Raw genomic sequence first — 13,219 nt, 5'->3', positions numbered from 1 at the left:
AAAAACTTGCCGGGATGATCCGGCAAGCTCATTATAGTGACCCGCTTCTATATACATCCGCGACCAGATCGGCCTGAGGGTAGTCGTTTTCATAAAGTTTATTCACTGCTTCTTCAACGTCATAAGAAACTTTACGGAGTTCCATACTGTTTTCGCTCACTATCAGATAAGAAGCACGTGGATCGTTATCGAACGGTAAGCCGACACTGCCGGTATTCGCAATCACTTTTCCCTCGAGAGGACGTACATAAGGCAAGTGAATATGGCCATACAGATAAACATCGGCTTCTTTCTTATCGAAATATTCTTCTTTCACCTGCTCTTCGGGAGTATCGGGTTTCACTACATCAAACAGGCTGTCCGGAGTTGCGTGCACACCGTATACCTTCTTCTCACCGATGGTTTCCGTTACACTCTCCGGCAAATTTTTAAGATAGGAGATATCATCTTCCGTAAGCATATCCGCAACCCATTCTCTTTCTTCCCTCATCATTTTAATATTCTTCTCCGGCACTTCTCCGTCCCGCACGCCGCGGGTAATCCAGGCGTCTGCATTACCTTTGATGACCGGAGCATCGAGATTTCGTATATGATCCAGTGACTTCTTCGGTTCCGGGCCCCGGTAACAGAGATCTCCGAGGACTACCACTCGGTCTGCCTCCTGACGCTTTATATCGTCCAGTACCGCCTGCAGTGCTGTAGCATTTCCGTGAATGTCCGCAATGAATGCTGTTTTCATAAGTAACTCCTTTCAAATTAAGTTCTATATAGTTGTTTCCCTGTATTTGAAAGAAAAAATCGTTTTACTCTTAACTGTATTGAGATAATTACACAGCTTATTAAGCGCTGGTGTTCGTCCGCGGAAAACAGTCGGTATTCGCTTACAAGAATTGCACAAAAAAACTTGTAGAGAAAAACGGAGATTCTCTACAAGCTGAGATGCTGAAAATGTTCCTTTTTTAGATTTAAGTTAATAAATCAATTCCGGCATTACGACCTTGTTTTTATAGATTCTGCAAACTTAGACAGGTATACAATCCCTCTATCGTGATGAGAGATTTCCACAACTCATTAGTATTTAACTTCTTCAACCACTAATAGTCGAAACATTTATGGTTTTGATTCGCAGATTTTATGCTCTCTCCCTTTTTGCCCGGGCGTGTTTCTCTCCCCACTCATGCATCGACTCCAGAATCGGTTGCAATTCTATACCATAATCCGTAATCGAATACTCCACTTTCGGCGGAACCTCCGGATAGACTTTCCTGCCCACAATCCCTTCCGCTTCCAATTCTCTCAACTGCTTCGTCAGCATCTTCTGAGTAATCTCGGGGATTTCCCTTTTCAATTCACTGAACCGCTGTGTTCCTTCTTTCATCAGATGAAGCAGAATAATCGGTTTCCATTTACCCACCAATATCCCGATAGCTTCCTGGACCTGACATTGATCCGGTTTAATATGTTCGTTCATCGTTGTCCCCTCCATAGGTATCATCAATGATACTATCTTACTTGAAAGTACGTACTTCTCATTCATTCTGTTATGCCTCATACTAACATTAGAAACATGAAAAGAGAAAGGTGAGTTTTTGATGAAATATGGATTGGACCCTTCGAATGGATTAGAATTCGGACTTTATACCCTTGGCGATCATTTGCCGAACCCATCGACCGGCGAGCGCATCCCGGCGTCTCAGCGACTCAAAGAAATCATTGAATTATCACAGCTTGCCGAACAGGCTGGCATCGACTTTTTCAGTGTCGGAGAGAGTCACCAGGACTATTTCACGACCCAGGCACACTCCGTAGTGCTCGGCGCCATCGCTCAGGCAACGGAAAAAATAAAAATAGCCAGTTCCTCCACGATTATAAGTACCCTCGATCCGGTGCGCGTTTTCGAAGATTTCGCAACAATCGACTTGATCTCAGGTGGACGTACCGAATTGATCGCGGGGAGAGCCTCCCGGACCGGAAACTTCGAGCTCCTCGGCTACAGCCTGAAAGATTACGAAGAACTTTACGAAGAAAAATTCGATCTTCTTCGTCAAATCAATGAACAGGAAGTGCTTAACTGGAGCGGGAATTTCCGTGCCCCACTTAGAGATGCACACATCCTTCCCCGCCCGATGCACGGGGAGCTTCCAATCTGGCGTGCCGTCGGCGGTCACCCTGCAAGTGCGATGAAAGCCGGATACGAAGGCGTGCCGATGTTCTTTGCCGCACTCGGAGGTCCTGTCTCCACTTTCAAAAACACCGTGGACACCTTCCGACAGGCAGCGGCTCAGGGGGGCCACAACTCGGATGAACTTCCGGTCTCTATGGCAGGGTTTTTCTATCCTGGCGAAACGACGCAGGAAGCGCTGCGCGAGTCATACCCATTTTTCAATGAAGGTATGAAGAAAACGAATGGGCACGGTTTTTCGAAGCAGATGTTCGCTCAAGGTGCGGATTCCAGAAGCGTTATGAACGTCGGAAGTCCGCAGCAAATCATCGAAAAAATCCTTTACCAGCACGAAACATTCGGTCATCAGCGTTACATTGCTCAGATGGACTTCGGCGGCGTTCCATTTGAGAAATTGAAGAAAAATATCGACATGATTGGTGAAAAGATTCTGCCGGAAGTGAAGAAGCATACGAAAAAATAAGGAGGGACTCGGATGCGAATTGCAGGTCTCGCCGGCTCCAGGGTCGGCTCCAAAACGAGAACAGCGATGAATTATGTGAAAGAATCAGTGGAACGTCAGTATCCGGAGCATACGTTCACCCTGATTGATCTCGGTGATTACGATGTCGAGTTCAGTGACGGAAGAAACTATCTGGACTATAAAGGAGACACAGGATACGTCGCGCAAACGATTATGGAAGCGGACGCTGTCCTCATCGGCACTCCTATCTTTCAGGCGTCGATTCCGGCCACACTTAAAAACATTTTCGACCTTCTTCCTCAGGACGGACTGGAAGGAAAAATCGTCAGCATATATGCTACCGCAGGATCGGACAAACATTTTCTGATTCCGGAACAGCAGCTGAAGCCGATTCTTGGCTATATGAAAGCGCAGATTGTTCAGACATACGTATTCCTGAACGACGAAGATTTTCTCAATAAGAAAATTATCAATGATGATGTTTTCTTCCGGCTCGACCGGCTTGTCGAAGATACCATGGTGCTGACAGAAACATACCGCCAAATCAGGGAAGCGGAAGATGCAAAATACGATTTTTGAATAGGAAAAACGACCAGACGCTTAGCCTGGTCGTTTTTTATCCTGATTCAGAGGAAAGTTCAATCATTATTCAGAAGAAACGGCTCCTCCTCTAAACTATTCTTCACCTGAACTGTCCGAGCTGTTCTCTCCCTCGGAAGAGCCGTCATTCCCCCCGTTATTCTGATTCTCGGGGTTCTGCTGCCCGGCTCCACCGGAGTTCTGGGAGCTTTGAAGCTTGGACTGTATTTCTTCCATGATACGCCCTGCTTCTTCGTAATTCCCGTCGGACATCTGCTGCTGGTACTGACCGAAAAGGTCCGAGATTTCTTGCAGCGTTTCGTTCGTTTCCAACCCGGAGGACTGACCTTCTCCCTGACTGTCTTCTCCACCCTCTTCCGGCGCTTCGACTTCCGGATCGATGCGGGAGAGGAGGACTTCCAGAGCCTTATCGAAGGTAGGTTCCATAACGATCTGATCCTGGTAAGCGACAATGACCTGCTTCACTTCAGGCAGGGACGTCTCGTTGGAGGATTCGATATATACAGGTTCTGCATAAAGTACTGTATCTTCAATCGGCAGAACCAGCAGGTTCCCCCTGATTACCTCCGAGCCGCCCTGGGACCACAGATTCAGTTGCTGGGAAATGTTACTGTCCTGATTAATCCGGTTCTCGATCTGTTGCGGACCGTATACATTTTCCTGCTTCGGAAACTCATACACGACTTTCTCCCCGTAGTGCTCACCATCATTACGAACGCCCATCCAGGCGATCATATTCTGACGGTTCCTCGGCGTAAACGGAGTCATTAGAACAAATTCCTCTTCTTCCGCCTCAGGCAGACGCATCGTAACGTAATAAGGTTCCATCGTTATATCTTCGTTGAAGTATTTCTCCGTAGGTATTTCCCAGTAATCCTCACGGTTATAAAATACTTCCAGATTCGTCATATGGTACGTCTGATACATTTGTGCCTGGATTTTGAAGAGATCGATCGGATAACGGAAATGGCTTTTCACATCTTCAGGTACCTTTTCAGTGAACAGATCCGGGAAGATCTGCTGGTATGTGCGAAGGAGAGGCTCCTCGGGATTTACCGCATAAAAGTCCACTTCCCCGGTATAGGCATCCACCGTCACCTTGACGGAATTTCTTATATAACTATTATCTTCGGAGTACGGTTCCGAATAAGGATAGTTCTCTTCTGTGACATAGGCGTCGATCATCCAGTCCATCGTTCCATCTTCACGTATGAAAATGTAAGGGTCTTCGTCATAAGTGAGGAACGGAGCAATACGTTCCACCCTGTCCATAATGTTACGGGTCTGGAGTATTTTGGAGTCTCCTGTCACCTGATCGGAGACGAACATCCGGAAGGACCCTTCATTAATCGCAAACAGAGCCCGGTTGATGCCGGAGAGCGGCACTCCGCTGTCCGCTTCAAACGTATTGGACATATTCTCATCCCCTGCAGGGTAGTCGAATTCCTCGACGCCACTGTTGACGATGACGGAATCATAGTCCTCTTCCCCGAAATACACCTGAGGACGTTCCACTTCCGGTTTTCCTTCAGGCGGGAGGTTTTCCACCATATATTCCGGTTGTCCCTGCGGCGTGATTTCATTGACGTTACTCATGGAAATACCGTAACCGTGGGTGTAACGTAAGTTCTGGTTGACCCACGTCTTCGCCTGGGAAGGCAGATCTTCCGTATTCAGCTCCCGGGCTCCGAGGAACACCTGTTCATACTCCCCGTCCACGTTGTACCTGTCTATATCAATATCATTGAACTCGTAATAAGTACGGAACGTCTGAAGCTGATTATATACACTCAATATCGGCCGGGCATCATTGATCCGTACGTTATTTATCGTGTCCTGATTTCTCTCCACCATGGACTGATCCAGAGAATCGGCTCCAGGGTGCTGATCTTCAGTCATATTGTCAAGATCATAAGCCGTTCTCGTCATCGACAGACTCTCTTCCAGATAAGGACTTTCTTTCGAAAACTCGTTTGGTGAAACGACGAAGTTCTGTACGATCATGGAAGCTCCCTGAGCGAGAACTCCTACGGCTATATAAAGGATGATCGGCGCTACCATCGATTTCCATCTTCCCCGGAACAGAGCTACGATGACCCAAATCGTTCCGAGGAGCGCGACTCCCGCCATCACGTAGGACGCAGGATTGTTGACGACATCATCCGTGTAACTCAGTCCGTGCACCACACTCTCCTGAACTACGTTCACCTGGTTGGTGAGAAGGGAACGGAAAGGTTCAAGCACGTGCTGGAAGGCAAGAAGAATACCGATGATCGCCAGCGTGATTCCCATATGCATCTGCGCTTTCCTGTTCATCCGGTACATGTTGTAGACGGAATAGAACCCAATCTCCACGAGGAAGAAAAAGATTGCAAGTCCCAAAACGATAGAAAGAACAAATTCGATGAATGGTAATACGAACATATAGAAAGATACATCCCGGTCAAAATGGGGATCTTTCACTCCGAATGATTCGTAGTTGAGAAACTTCAGCCACGGTTCCCAGCCTACACCCTGTACAAGCACACTTCCGAGCAGACCGACGATAATCGCAATTACAAGCGTCAGAAGGCGGCTCTGCTTTTTATTGTTGATGAAAGGCGGAAGCTGGCCCGCGGTGAAATGTCCGACATAGACGTTACGTATCCAGCTCAACGTCATGTAGGTAAATATAGCAAATAAAATGAAACCGACGACTCCAAGCATCAGCTTACTCGTCAGAATTGTCATGTAGGAATCCTGGTACCCCACGCTCCCCATCCATATGTAATCGGTGATCCAGTTAAAAGATATAAGTACAATAAACGCAAGGATGAACAGGACTGTGAAGATCTTCCCGAGCCATCCACCGGCTTTGTTCAGTTTCTGTTTTTGTGCAGCCGTCAGATTCTTCGTCTTTTTCGGTTTAATATCCAATAATAACTCCTCCTTTCTTCTACTGTATATCTACGCCCTTTACGTACAAAAAGTTTCACGAAAAAGGGCACTTCTGATAAAAATAGTTCGGTGAATCCATTCTGTCTTCAAAACTCTGATGAAAAATGGGGGTTGTCGCAGGCGACACCGGGGGATTCAGCCATGTCCAGTCCCCTGTAACCTGCCGCTCCTGTTTATGTTCATTCCTCTGGAAGACCTGAAACTGCTGGGCCGCCGTATGATGATCAACGAGAGAGACCCCGTCCTGCTGGAAAGAGTACAGTACAGCCTGATTCAACTCCAGAAGCGCCCGGTCCTTCCACAAAGAAGAATTCCGATTTGTATCAAGGCCCATCTTTTCAGCTACGACAGGAAGAAGATTGTAACGGAATTCATCCGCAAAGTTTCTTGCTCCGATCTCCGTTTCCATATACCAGCCGTTAAACGGGGCACATGTGTAATCGACCCCTCCTATCTCAAGCCGCATATCAGAGATTATCGGCACAGCATACCAATGCAGGCCCAGTTCCCGAAACCACTCGTATTCCGGATGCCTGAGCGGTATCTCTAAAATAATGTCTTCAGGTACATCATACCACACAGGCTCGCGGTCATCGATGTGCAGGATGTGGGGTAAAATATCGAAAGAAGTCCCTGCTCCTTTCCACCCCATGTCCAGTGCCTTTTTCGTAAGTGCCACCGAATCCGGATCCCCGATGATGCCGCCGTCCGTTTCGTATCCGGCATAGCGAAGCAGCTGGTGGTTCCAGATTTTCACTTCGCCGCCTGCTACGGTTTTCGGTTTAAAAATACTGATTGTGGACTGAATCCTACCTCCGTTGGTGGCTTCGTGAATATGCTCCCGGAGCGCACCCGCCACTTCTTCTTCGGTATCAAGGTGTCTTTGATCCTTCACTTCGAGACGGTTCCAGAACAGCCGTCCGATACATCGATTGCTGTTGCGCCAGGCCATCTTCGCCCCGTACTCCAATTCTTCATATGTATGAGTGTAAGAGCCGGTATCTTCTATTTCTTTTGTCACTGCTCCGGTCCGTTCCCGTAATTCCGTTTCCGTTTTTCCTAACTCTTTATAGCACTGCTCCAAAAATTGTTCAGCCTGTTTTATCATGATGACCGCCCTCTCTTTCCTGTTGATTTTATCACAGGAGAGGTGCCTAGAGCGGTGACGAAGCTGTGAAGCCTGTATTGTTATATAAAAAACCGGACCCCGGAGGGCTTCCGGAATCCAGGTCTCGCCTTATTTCTTGAGATTTTGTTTTAAGAGAAAAGCTGACTGATGCGGGTGATTGTCGCCTGATCCAGTGTAACATCTGCTGCTTTGTTGTTATGAAGCACCTGATCTTTTCTCTTCGCACCCGGAATTACAGCATCGATTGCTTCCTGATGAATGTAATAAGCGAGCACGAGCTGAGCGGTATCAAGACCGTATGAATCCGCGATCGGTTTCAGTTCGTTGATTTTCCGGACGTTTTCTTTAAACTTCTCCCCCTGAAACTCGGGTTTCTGATGGCGGAGATCCCCTCCGGGGAAAGTCGTGTCCTCTTCATACTTGCCGGCCAGTAGTCCGGAGGCGAATGGGAAGAACGGTACGAAACCGATCCCCTGTTCTTTCACGTAAGGGAAATATGTCTCCTCTGCTTCCCGCTCAAAAAGATTATAGTGTTCCTGTATAACATCGACGTATCCGTCCTGATTCGCTTCTTTCAATTGATCCATCGAAAAGTTGGAAACACCTACAGCCCGTATCTTTCCGGCTTCTTTCAATTCCTGAAGCGCACCGACTGCTTCATACTTCGGTGTATCTTCATCCGGAAAATGAATATAGTAAAGGTCGATATAATCGAGACCCAGACGCTTAAGGCTGTTATCAACCGCCTGTTTCAAAAATTCCGGACGGTTGCTTTTACTGCCGTCATCTGTGTGAGCACCTTTCGTAGCAAGAACGACTTCCTGACGTTTGCCGGATTCCGCAATCGCCTGACCAACGAGTTCCTCGGAACGTCCGTTACCGTAGGCATAGGCCGTATCAAGAAAATCCACGCCTCTATCGATAGCCGCTTTCACCATGTCCACGCCCTGCTGCTCATCAAGATTCGGGTATATGTTGTGTCCTCCGACCGCATTTGTGCCAAGTCCGATCGGGTTGATGGATAAATCTGTTTTGCCGAGAGTTACCTTGCTTACCATAATCATCCCTCCTGCCCCACTATTTCCACATTTCTTTCAGTCTTAACCGTCATATAGCCAGAAGCCAAACAAAAAATGGCCCGAAAAAAGAACCGATGATGGCAGCCAGACTCATTGCCACAGAACTCATTGATACAGTCTCTTCCCCGTACTCCACAGCTTTTGAAGTACCGAGCCCGTGAGCAGCCGTGCCCAGTGCTATCCCCTTTCCTGAGTTACCGAAAGGAATATATTTAAAAAACAAAGGGGAGGTCAATATGGCGGTAAATCCTGCAATCATCGTGAAAGCTACTGCCATCGAAGGAATGCCGCCTATTTCGGAAGCTACCGGCACCGCAATCGGTGTAGTCAGAGACTTCGGAAGAATGGTAAGGAGCAGTTCACGCTCCAGCCCGAGAGCCGTCGCCATCGCATATCCCGAACCGAAAGCCGTAATGACGCCGACGATGACACTAACGACAATCGGGAGGAAGTGTTTCTTCAGGACAGCCCGCTGCCGGTACATCGGGTAAGCCAGCGCCACGACGGCAGGCCCCAGCATGCGGTCAATCCACACTGCCCCCTCCATATATGTCTCGTACGAAACCCCGGTTATAAGAAGTACGGCAACCATCACAGCTACAGTAGTAAGCACCGGAGTGAGCAGGGGTGTGCGGTATTCAGAATAAATTTTGCCCATTAATAAAAAGGTGAGAATCGTAAGCAGAAGCATTATAAAAGCCATTACGCTCCTCCTTTTTTCGACAGTTTTTCACTCGTAAAGCCGGCGATGAACATCGTCAGCCACGTCCCCGTAATCGTCATTATAATCATAACGATACCCGTACCGCTAAGCAGCACGGGGTACTCGATGATTCCCACCGTAACCGGCACAAAGAACAATGGCAGGTACGCCAGCATAAAACCTGCACCGTGATCGACCCAACCGGCCGGGAGCACACCGGTCAGGAGCAGAGTCAGAAGAAGCAGAAGACCGATTATACTTCCGGGCACCGGGAGCCCGCTCCACTCCTGGAGTTTGCTTCCTATGTAGTATAAAACGAATAGTCCTGCCACCTGCAGAATAATCTTTCCTCCGAGTCGCATACACACTCCCCTTTCTTCGTTCCGGTACGATCGTTTCTCCCTATATTATCATATTATTGGTGGATTTTTCCCGTACTTCCATCGTTATGAAGGCTCCTTTGAAAAAACAGGACGGATGAGCAGTTCCATTATTCATGTTACTCTTTAAGTTGGAAGTATGTACTTAAATGAAGGAGGAATTACGTATGGGACAAGACATTAAGGGCAAAGTTGCATACATTACCGGGGCCGGCAGCGGTATCGGTAAAGCGACAGCTATCGAATTCGCCCGGGAAGGCGTTCATGTCGGGCTCATTGCCCGTACCGAGACGAAACTTCAGCAGGTGAAAGAAGAGGTAGAGAAACACGTCGTAAAAGCGGAGTACGCCGCCGTGGACATCTCTGATCTTGAAGAGACGGAGAAGGCAGTTTCCGGTCTGAGAGAGAAACTGGGCAAAGCCGACATTCTTATCAATAACGCAGGGGTCGGCCTGCACGGGAACTTCCTGGACACGGACCCTGACGACTGGAAGCGGACAGTGGAAATCAACCTGTTCGGTATGTATCACATCACCCGTGCTGTACTTCCGGACATGATCGAGAAAAACGGTGGAGATATGATCAACATCTCCTCGAGTAACGGTCTGAAAGGTACTGCGGGTTCCACTTCGTACAGTGCTTCCAAATTTGCTGTTCAGGGAATGACCGAAGCACTGATGCAGGAAGTGCGTCCGCATAATATCCGCGTCTTTACCATGAACCCGAGTCTGGTAGCAACTGAACTCGCATTCGGTGATAATCCTGATAAAAATGATGAACAGAAATTTATGCAGCCGGAGGATCTGGCTGAGTACATGGTGGCGCAGCTGAAGCTTCACCCGCGTATCTTCATTAAACAGTCTCTCCAGTGGGCAACCAATCCTTTCTGATATTTTTACAAAAAAGCCTTTCCCTCCTTAACGGGGAAAGGCTTTATATATAGGTCAGCCATCTGTATCCCTGTCCACGCCTGTTTCCGGACGGGGCACTCGTTCTTCGAGCACCTTTTTCAGGCGTTCTTTATAAGCGGCTTCAACGAGGATGTAGAGGAAATCCCCTTCCTTGATTTCTGTTTCCCCGTACGGCGTGATGACCCGGTTCTCCCGGATGATCGCGCTTATATTGGCCTGGTTGGGAAAAGAGATTTCATGCAGTTTCTTCCCGACGACAGCCGATTCCCTGTTCGTCTGGAACTGTATCATTTCCGCCTGGGCTTTCCCCATTGAAATCAATTCGATGGAGTGGTGCGGTACATCCTTCTTCTTTCCCACCAGTTCGAGCTTGTTTGCGAAATTCGAAATCGTCGACCCCTGGACAAGTGCGGAGGAGAGGACGATAAAGAAGACGATGTTGAAGATATCGCGACTTGCCTCCAGCCCCTCAACAATCGGGAATGTGGCCAGTACGATCGGCACGGCTCCGCGGAGGCCGGCCCAGGAAATGAAGATTTTCTCTTTCACAGTATAGTTCATTTTAATGAGGGAAAGAAATACGGCAATGGGCCGCGCAACGATAATGAGGATAAAGGCGAGAAGGAACCCGTTCCCCATAATCTCTGCGGTAAACAACTGTCCGGGATAGACGAGCAGTCCGAGAATAATAAACATCAGAATCTGCGCCATCCATGCAAACCCTTCATTGAATTGAAAAATCGAATACCGGTAAGTCAGCTCACTGTTTCCGATAACGAGAGCTGCCACATATACTGCAAGAAATCCGCTGCCCCCTGCGAACGCAGTGATACTGTATGTAATCAGAGCAAATGCCACGGAAAGAATCGGATAAAGAGCACTTGAATCGAGCCTTATATTGTTGATTGACAGAGAACCGATTTTTCCGACCGCCAGGCCAAAGAGAAGACCGAGTCCCATCTGCACAAAAAAGGTCGGGATCATAGCCCATATACTGCCATCGTTAGCGGCGATAAGCTCAATAAGGGACAGAGTGAGAAACACTGCCATCGGATCGTTCGTCCCTGATTCAGCTTCAAGCGTCGCTCCCATTTTAGCCTTGATGTTCCTTTCTTTTAAAGCGGCAAAGACAGCGGCCGCATCGGTTGAACCGACGATCGCTCCGAGCAGCATACCTTCAAGAAGCGAAAAGTTGAAAAGGAAATAAGCACTGAACCCGATGAGTAAAGAGGTGATCAGCACACCGAGAGTTGCGAGGGAGAGAGAAGGAAGCGCTACAGACTTAACGGTCGCCCATTTTGTGTGCAGGCCACCCTCAAACAAAATGATGACGAGAGCGAAGACACCGATGATCTGCGCAGTACCTGCATCATGGAAGTAAACCAGCCCCAGCCCGTCACTGCCCGTCACCATCCCGACCATTATAAACAGAATCAGGGAAGGGATGCCCCAGCGACTGGAGAACTTGGCAACAATGATGCCGCTGAATAATAGAAACGCCGCTAATAGTAAGAAACCGTTTGTGCCAAACGAGTTAAGGAACATAGATAGATTGGATTCTCCTTTTGAAAGTTAATATAAATCCCTACTTTAAGATTATAGGAATTTTATATTAAAATCAAAATTTCATTAAAGACTCCCCCACCTCAACTGCTGGCAGAGAAGCGCGATTATCATCCGGTTTTATTTTCAGGTGACCGGAAGAACCCTGAATTCGGAAGCGAGTCTGAAAACTTCTTCCGTTTCACGCGATTCGGTCATCGTTACTATCACCCGATATACTCCCGGTTCAAAATCGGATTCTATTTCATCAAGCACAACAGCAGATTCGAAACTCTCTCCCGGCTTCACTTCTTTGGCCCGTTCCCGAAATGGAATTTCTTCATCGAACGGCAGTTCTTTCCACGTTCCGTCCGTTTCTTTTTCTATTTTATACCCCATATCATAAAAAACGGGGGCCTCACTTGCATTGATGATGTAAAAGTGCACTCCGTTTTCCCCATTATCGACTTCCGATTCCGCTTTAAAGGTAACTTCGTTTTCCGTATGCGGGAGTTGACCATACTCACTCGTCGGATAACCTGATTGACAGCCTGCAAGCAAAACCATACATATCACAATCACCGCTCTATTCAACGCCGCTCCCCCCTGAATCAGTAAAACTTCACCGGTACCTGAGCTTCATTTTCCAGCACATTACATCCCTGCCATAATTATAACAATTCTGACAATTCAAAGGATAGAGGAATATTTTCCAATTATCAACCAATCTTATCGTGCACCCGCTCCCCTCAATTTGCCGCGAGCTGTATTTATTCGGGCGGAGTGGCGAGACCGGAGATGTCATCCCATCCATAGATCAGCTCATTCAGCGTTTTTCCGTCTATCCCGATCTTTATTTTATCAAGCAGTTTTGCGCCAAGCGCTTCGTAAAAATATCTGGATTCATTTTCAGCCAGAACGTATACGAGCATCGAAGACCGTCCGCCTTCCATAAGCTCATTCACGACGGGGGTAAGTAGTTTTCTGCCAATCCCCTTCCCCTGGTCCTCTTCTCTTATATAAATGGCGTACAGCTCCGCTTCATGCGGATGAAGTTGAGGAGATCGGCTCGGACCTCCGCTTGCAAATCCCACAATCTCCTCTTCCTCATTCACCGCCACGTAAACCATACCTTTTTCGATAATCTTCTCCCATTTCTCTCTTCTGTTCTCCGGGGTCATCCGGTTAAGATATCCCTCCGGTACAATCCCCCGGTACGTCGTCTTCCAGGTTTCCACCTGAACTTTCGCAACGCCGGGCGCGTCTTCCGGACATGCACTTCTTATTTCCATA

The 13,219-nt window shown here is 47.9% G+C and carries 13 protein-coding genes; 3 read left to right on the top strand and 10 right to left on the bottom strand.

From position 1 onward, the window contains the following. Nucleotides 1-31: 31 nt before the first annotated feature. Together CKW00_RS02830 and CKW00_RS02825 are read right to left on the bottom strand one after the other, a co-directional pair. The gene (locus tag CKW00_RS02830; protein ID WP_095821284.1) at nucleotides 32-739 is read right to left on the bottom strand and encodes a metallophosphoesterase family protein; all 708 of its coding nucleotides are present in this window, start codon (nucleotides 737-739) and stop codon (nucleotides 32-34) included. Between the two features lie 393 nt (nucleotides 740-1,132). Further along, a complete protein-coding gene (locus tag CKW00_RS02825; protein WP_095821283.1) occupies nucleotides 1,133-1,471 on the bottom strand; it encodes a winged helix-turn-helix transcriptional regulator in 339 nt (112 codons plus the stop codon). A 121-nt stretch (nucleotides 1,472-1,592) separates the two neighbouring features. Between CKW00_RS02825 and CKW00_RS02820 the strand changes: the two genes are divergently transcribed. Together CKW00_RS02820 and CKW00_RS02815 are read left to right on the top strand one after the other, a co-directional pair. Beyond that, the gene (locus tag CKW00_RS02820) at nucleotides 1,593-2,645 is read left to right on the top strand and encodes an LLM class flavin-dependent oxidoreductase (protein WP_408640529.1); all 1,053 of its coding nucleotides are present in this window, start codon (nucleotides 1,593-1,595) and stop codon (nucleotides 2,643-2,645) included. A 12-nt stretch (nucleotides 2,646-2,657) separates the two neighbouring features. Continuing rightward, on the top strand, nucleotides 2,658-3,224 hold the full coding sequence (locus tag CKW00_RS02815; RefSeq protein ID WP_095821281.1) for an NADPH-dependent FMN reductase: 567 nt from the start codon (nucleotides 2,658-2,660) through the stop codon (nucleotides 3,222-3,224). Nucleotides 3,225-3,320: 96 nt separating this feature from the next. On the opposite strand, the gene CKW00_RS02810 is transcribed toward CKW00_RS02815, so the two are convergent. From CKW00_RS02810 to CKW00_RS02790, 5 genes are all read right to left on the bottom strand, one after another. Then, nucleotides 3,321-6,161 carry a UPF0182 family membrane protein gene (locus CKW00_RS02810; protein WP_095821280.1) on the bottom strand — a complete coding sequence of 947 codons (2,841 nt, stop codon included), beginning with the start codon at nucleotides 6,159-6,161 and terminating at the stop codon, nucleotides 3,321-3,323. A 55-nt stretch (nucleotides 6,162-6,216) separates the two neighbouring features. Further along, nucleotides 6,217-7,290: a nitric oxide synthase oxygenase gene (locus CKW00_RS02805; RefSeq protein WP_095821279.1), complete on the bottom strand. Its 1,074-nt coding sequence runs from the start codon at nucleotides 7,288-7,290 to the stop codon at nucleotides 6,217-6,219. Between the two features lie 149 nt (nucleotides 7,291-7,439). Next, nucleotides 7,440-8,369: an aldo/keto reductase gene (locus CKW00_RS02800; RefSeq protein WP_095821278.1), complete on the bottom strand. Its 930-nt coding sequence runs from the start codon at nucleotides 8,367-8,369 to the stop codon at nucleotides 7,440-7,442. A gap of 49 nt (nucleotides 8,370-8,418) precedes the next feature. Continuing rightward, nucleotides 8,419-9,093, bottom strand: a complete 675-nt coding sequence (locus CKW00_RS02795; protein ID WP_095821277.1) for an LrgB family protein — start codon at nucleotides 9,091-9,093, stop codon at nucleotides 8,419-8,421. After that, nucleotides 9,093-9,455 (bottom strand): CidA/LrgA family protein, encoded by a 363-nt coding sequence (locus tag CKW00_RS02790; RefSeq protein ID WP_095821276.1) that lies wholly within the window; start codon nucleotides 9,453-9,455, stop codon nucleotides 9,093-9,095. The genes CKW00_RS02795 and CKW00_RS02790 overlap by 1 nt, the downstream gene beginning before the upstream one ends. 185 nt (nucleotides 9,456-9,640) lie before the next feature. Between CKW00_RS02790 and CKW00_RS02785 the strand changes: the two genes are divergently transcribed. After that, the gene (locus CKW00_RS02785) at nucleotides 9,641-10,363 is read left to right on the top strand and encodes a 3-ketoacyl-ACP reductase (protein WP_095821275.1); all 723 of its coding nucleotides are present in this window, start codon (nucleotides 9,641-9,643) and stop codon (nucleotides 10,361-10,363) included. Nucleotides 10,364-10,417: 54 nt separating this feature from the next. Here the strand turns inward: CKW00_RS02785 and CKW00_RS02780 are convergent, their stop codons facing one another. The 3 genes from CKW00_RS02780 to CKW00_RS02770 form a co-directional block, all read right to left on the bottom strand. Then, nucleotides 10,418-11,929 carry a potassium/proton antiporter gene (locus CKW00_RS02780; RefSeq protein WP_095821274.1) on the bottom strand — a complete coding sequence of 504 codons (1,512 nt, stop codon included), beginning with the start codon at nucleotides 11,927-11,929 and terminating at the stop codon, nucleotides 10,418-10,420. A 144-nt stretch (nucleotides 11,930-12,073) separates the two neighbouring features. Continuing rightward, nucleotides 12,074-12,520 carry an immunoglobulin-like domain-containing protein gene (locus CKW00_RS02775; RefSeq protein ID WP_095821273.1) on the bottom strand — a complete coding sequence of 149 codons (447 nt, stop codon included), beginning with the start codon at nucleotides 12,518-12,520 and terminating at the stop codon, nucleotides 12,074-12,076. 176 nt (nucleotides 12,521-12,696) lie between these two features. Then, entirely contained in the window at nucleotides 12,697-13,218 is a 522-nt protein-coding gene (locus tag CKW00_RS02770; protein ID WP_095821272.1) for a GNAT family N-acetyltransferase, read from the bottom strand. Nucleotide 13,219: the final 1 nt, after the last annotated feature.

Source organism: Salimicrobium humidisoli, from assembly GCF_002295105.1.
In the GTDB taxonomy this organism is placed as follows: domain Bacteria; phylum Bacillota; class Bacilli; order Bacillales; family Halobacillaceae; genus Salimicrobium; species Salimicrobium humidisoli.
The sequence above is the reverse complement of the archived record's forward strand: the minus strand, read 5'-3'. Positions and strand labels throughout refer to the sequence as shown.

Coding starts and splice junctions, on each gene's coding strand:
- CKW00_RS02805 (WP_095821279.1), bottom strand. CDS start 7,290: ATGATAAAACAGGCTGAACAATTTTTGGAGCAGTGCTATAAAGAGTTA.
- CKW00_RS02785 (WP_095821275.1), top strand. CDS start 9,641: ATGGGACAAGACATTAAGGGCAAAGTTGCATACATTACCGGGGCCGGC.
- CKW00_RS02820 (WP_408640529.1), top strand. CDS start 1,593: ATGAAATATGGATTGGACCCTTCGAATGGATTAGAATTCGGACTTTAT.
- CKW00_RS02800 (WP_095821278.1), bottom strand. CDS start 8,369: ATGGTAAGCAAGGTAACTCTCGGCAAAACAGATTTATCCATCAACCCG.
- CKW00_RS02825 (WP_095821283.1), bottom strand. CDS start 1,471: ATGAACGAACATATTAAACCGGATCAATGTCAGGTCCAGGAAGCTATC.
- CKW00_RS02790 (WP_095821276.1), bottom strand. CDS start 9,455: ATGCGACTCGGAGGAAAGATTATTCTGCAGGTGGCAGGACTATTCGTT.
- CKW00_RS02815 (WP_095821281.1), top strand. CDS start 2,658: ATGCGAATTGCAGGTCTCGCCGGCTCCAGGGTCGGCTCCAAAACGAGA.
- CKW00_RS02830 (WP_095821284.1), bottom strand. CDS start 739: ATGAAAACAGCATTCATTGCGGACATTCACGGAAATGCTACAGCACTG.
- CKW00_RS02780 (WP_095821274.1), bottom strand. CDS start 11,929: ATGTTCCTTAACTCGTTTGGCACAAACGGTTTCTTACTATTAGCGGCG.
- CKW00_RS02795 (WP_095821277.1), bottom strand. CDS start 9,093: ATGGCTTTTATAATGCTTCTGCTTACGATTCTCACCTTTTTATTAATG.
- CKW00_RS02770 (WP_095821272.1), bottom strand. CDS start 13,218: ATGGAAATAAGAAGTGCATGTCCGGAAGACGCGCCCGGCGTTGCGAAA.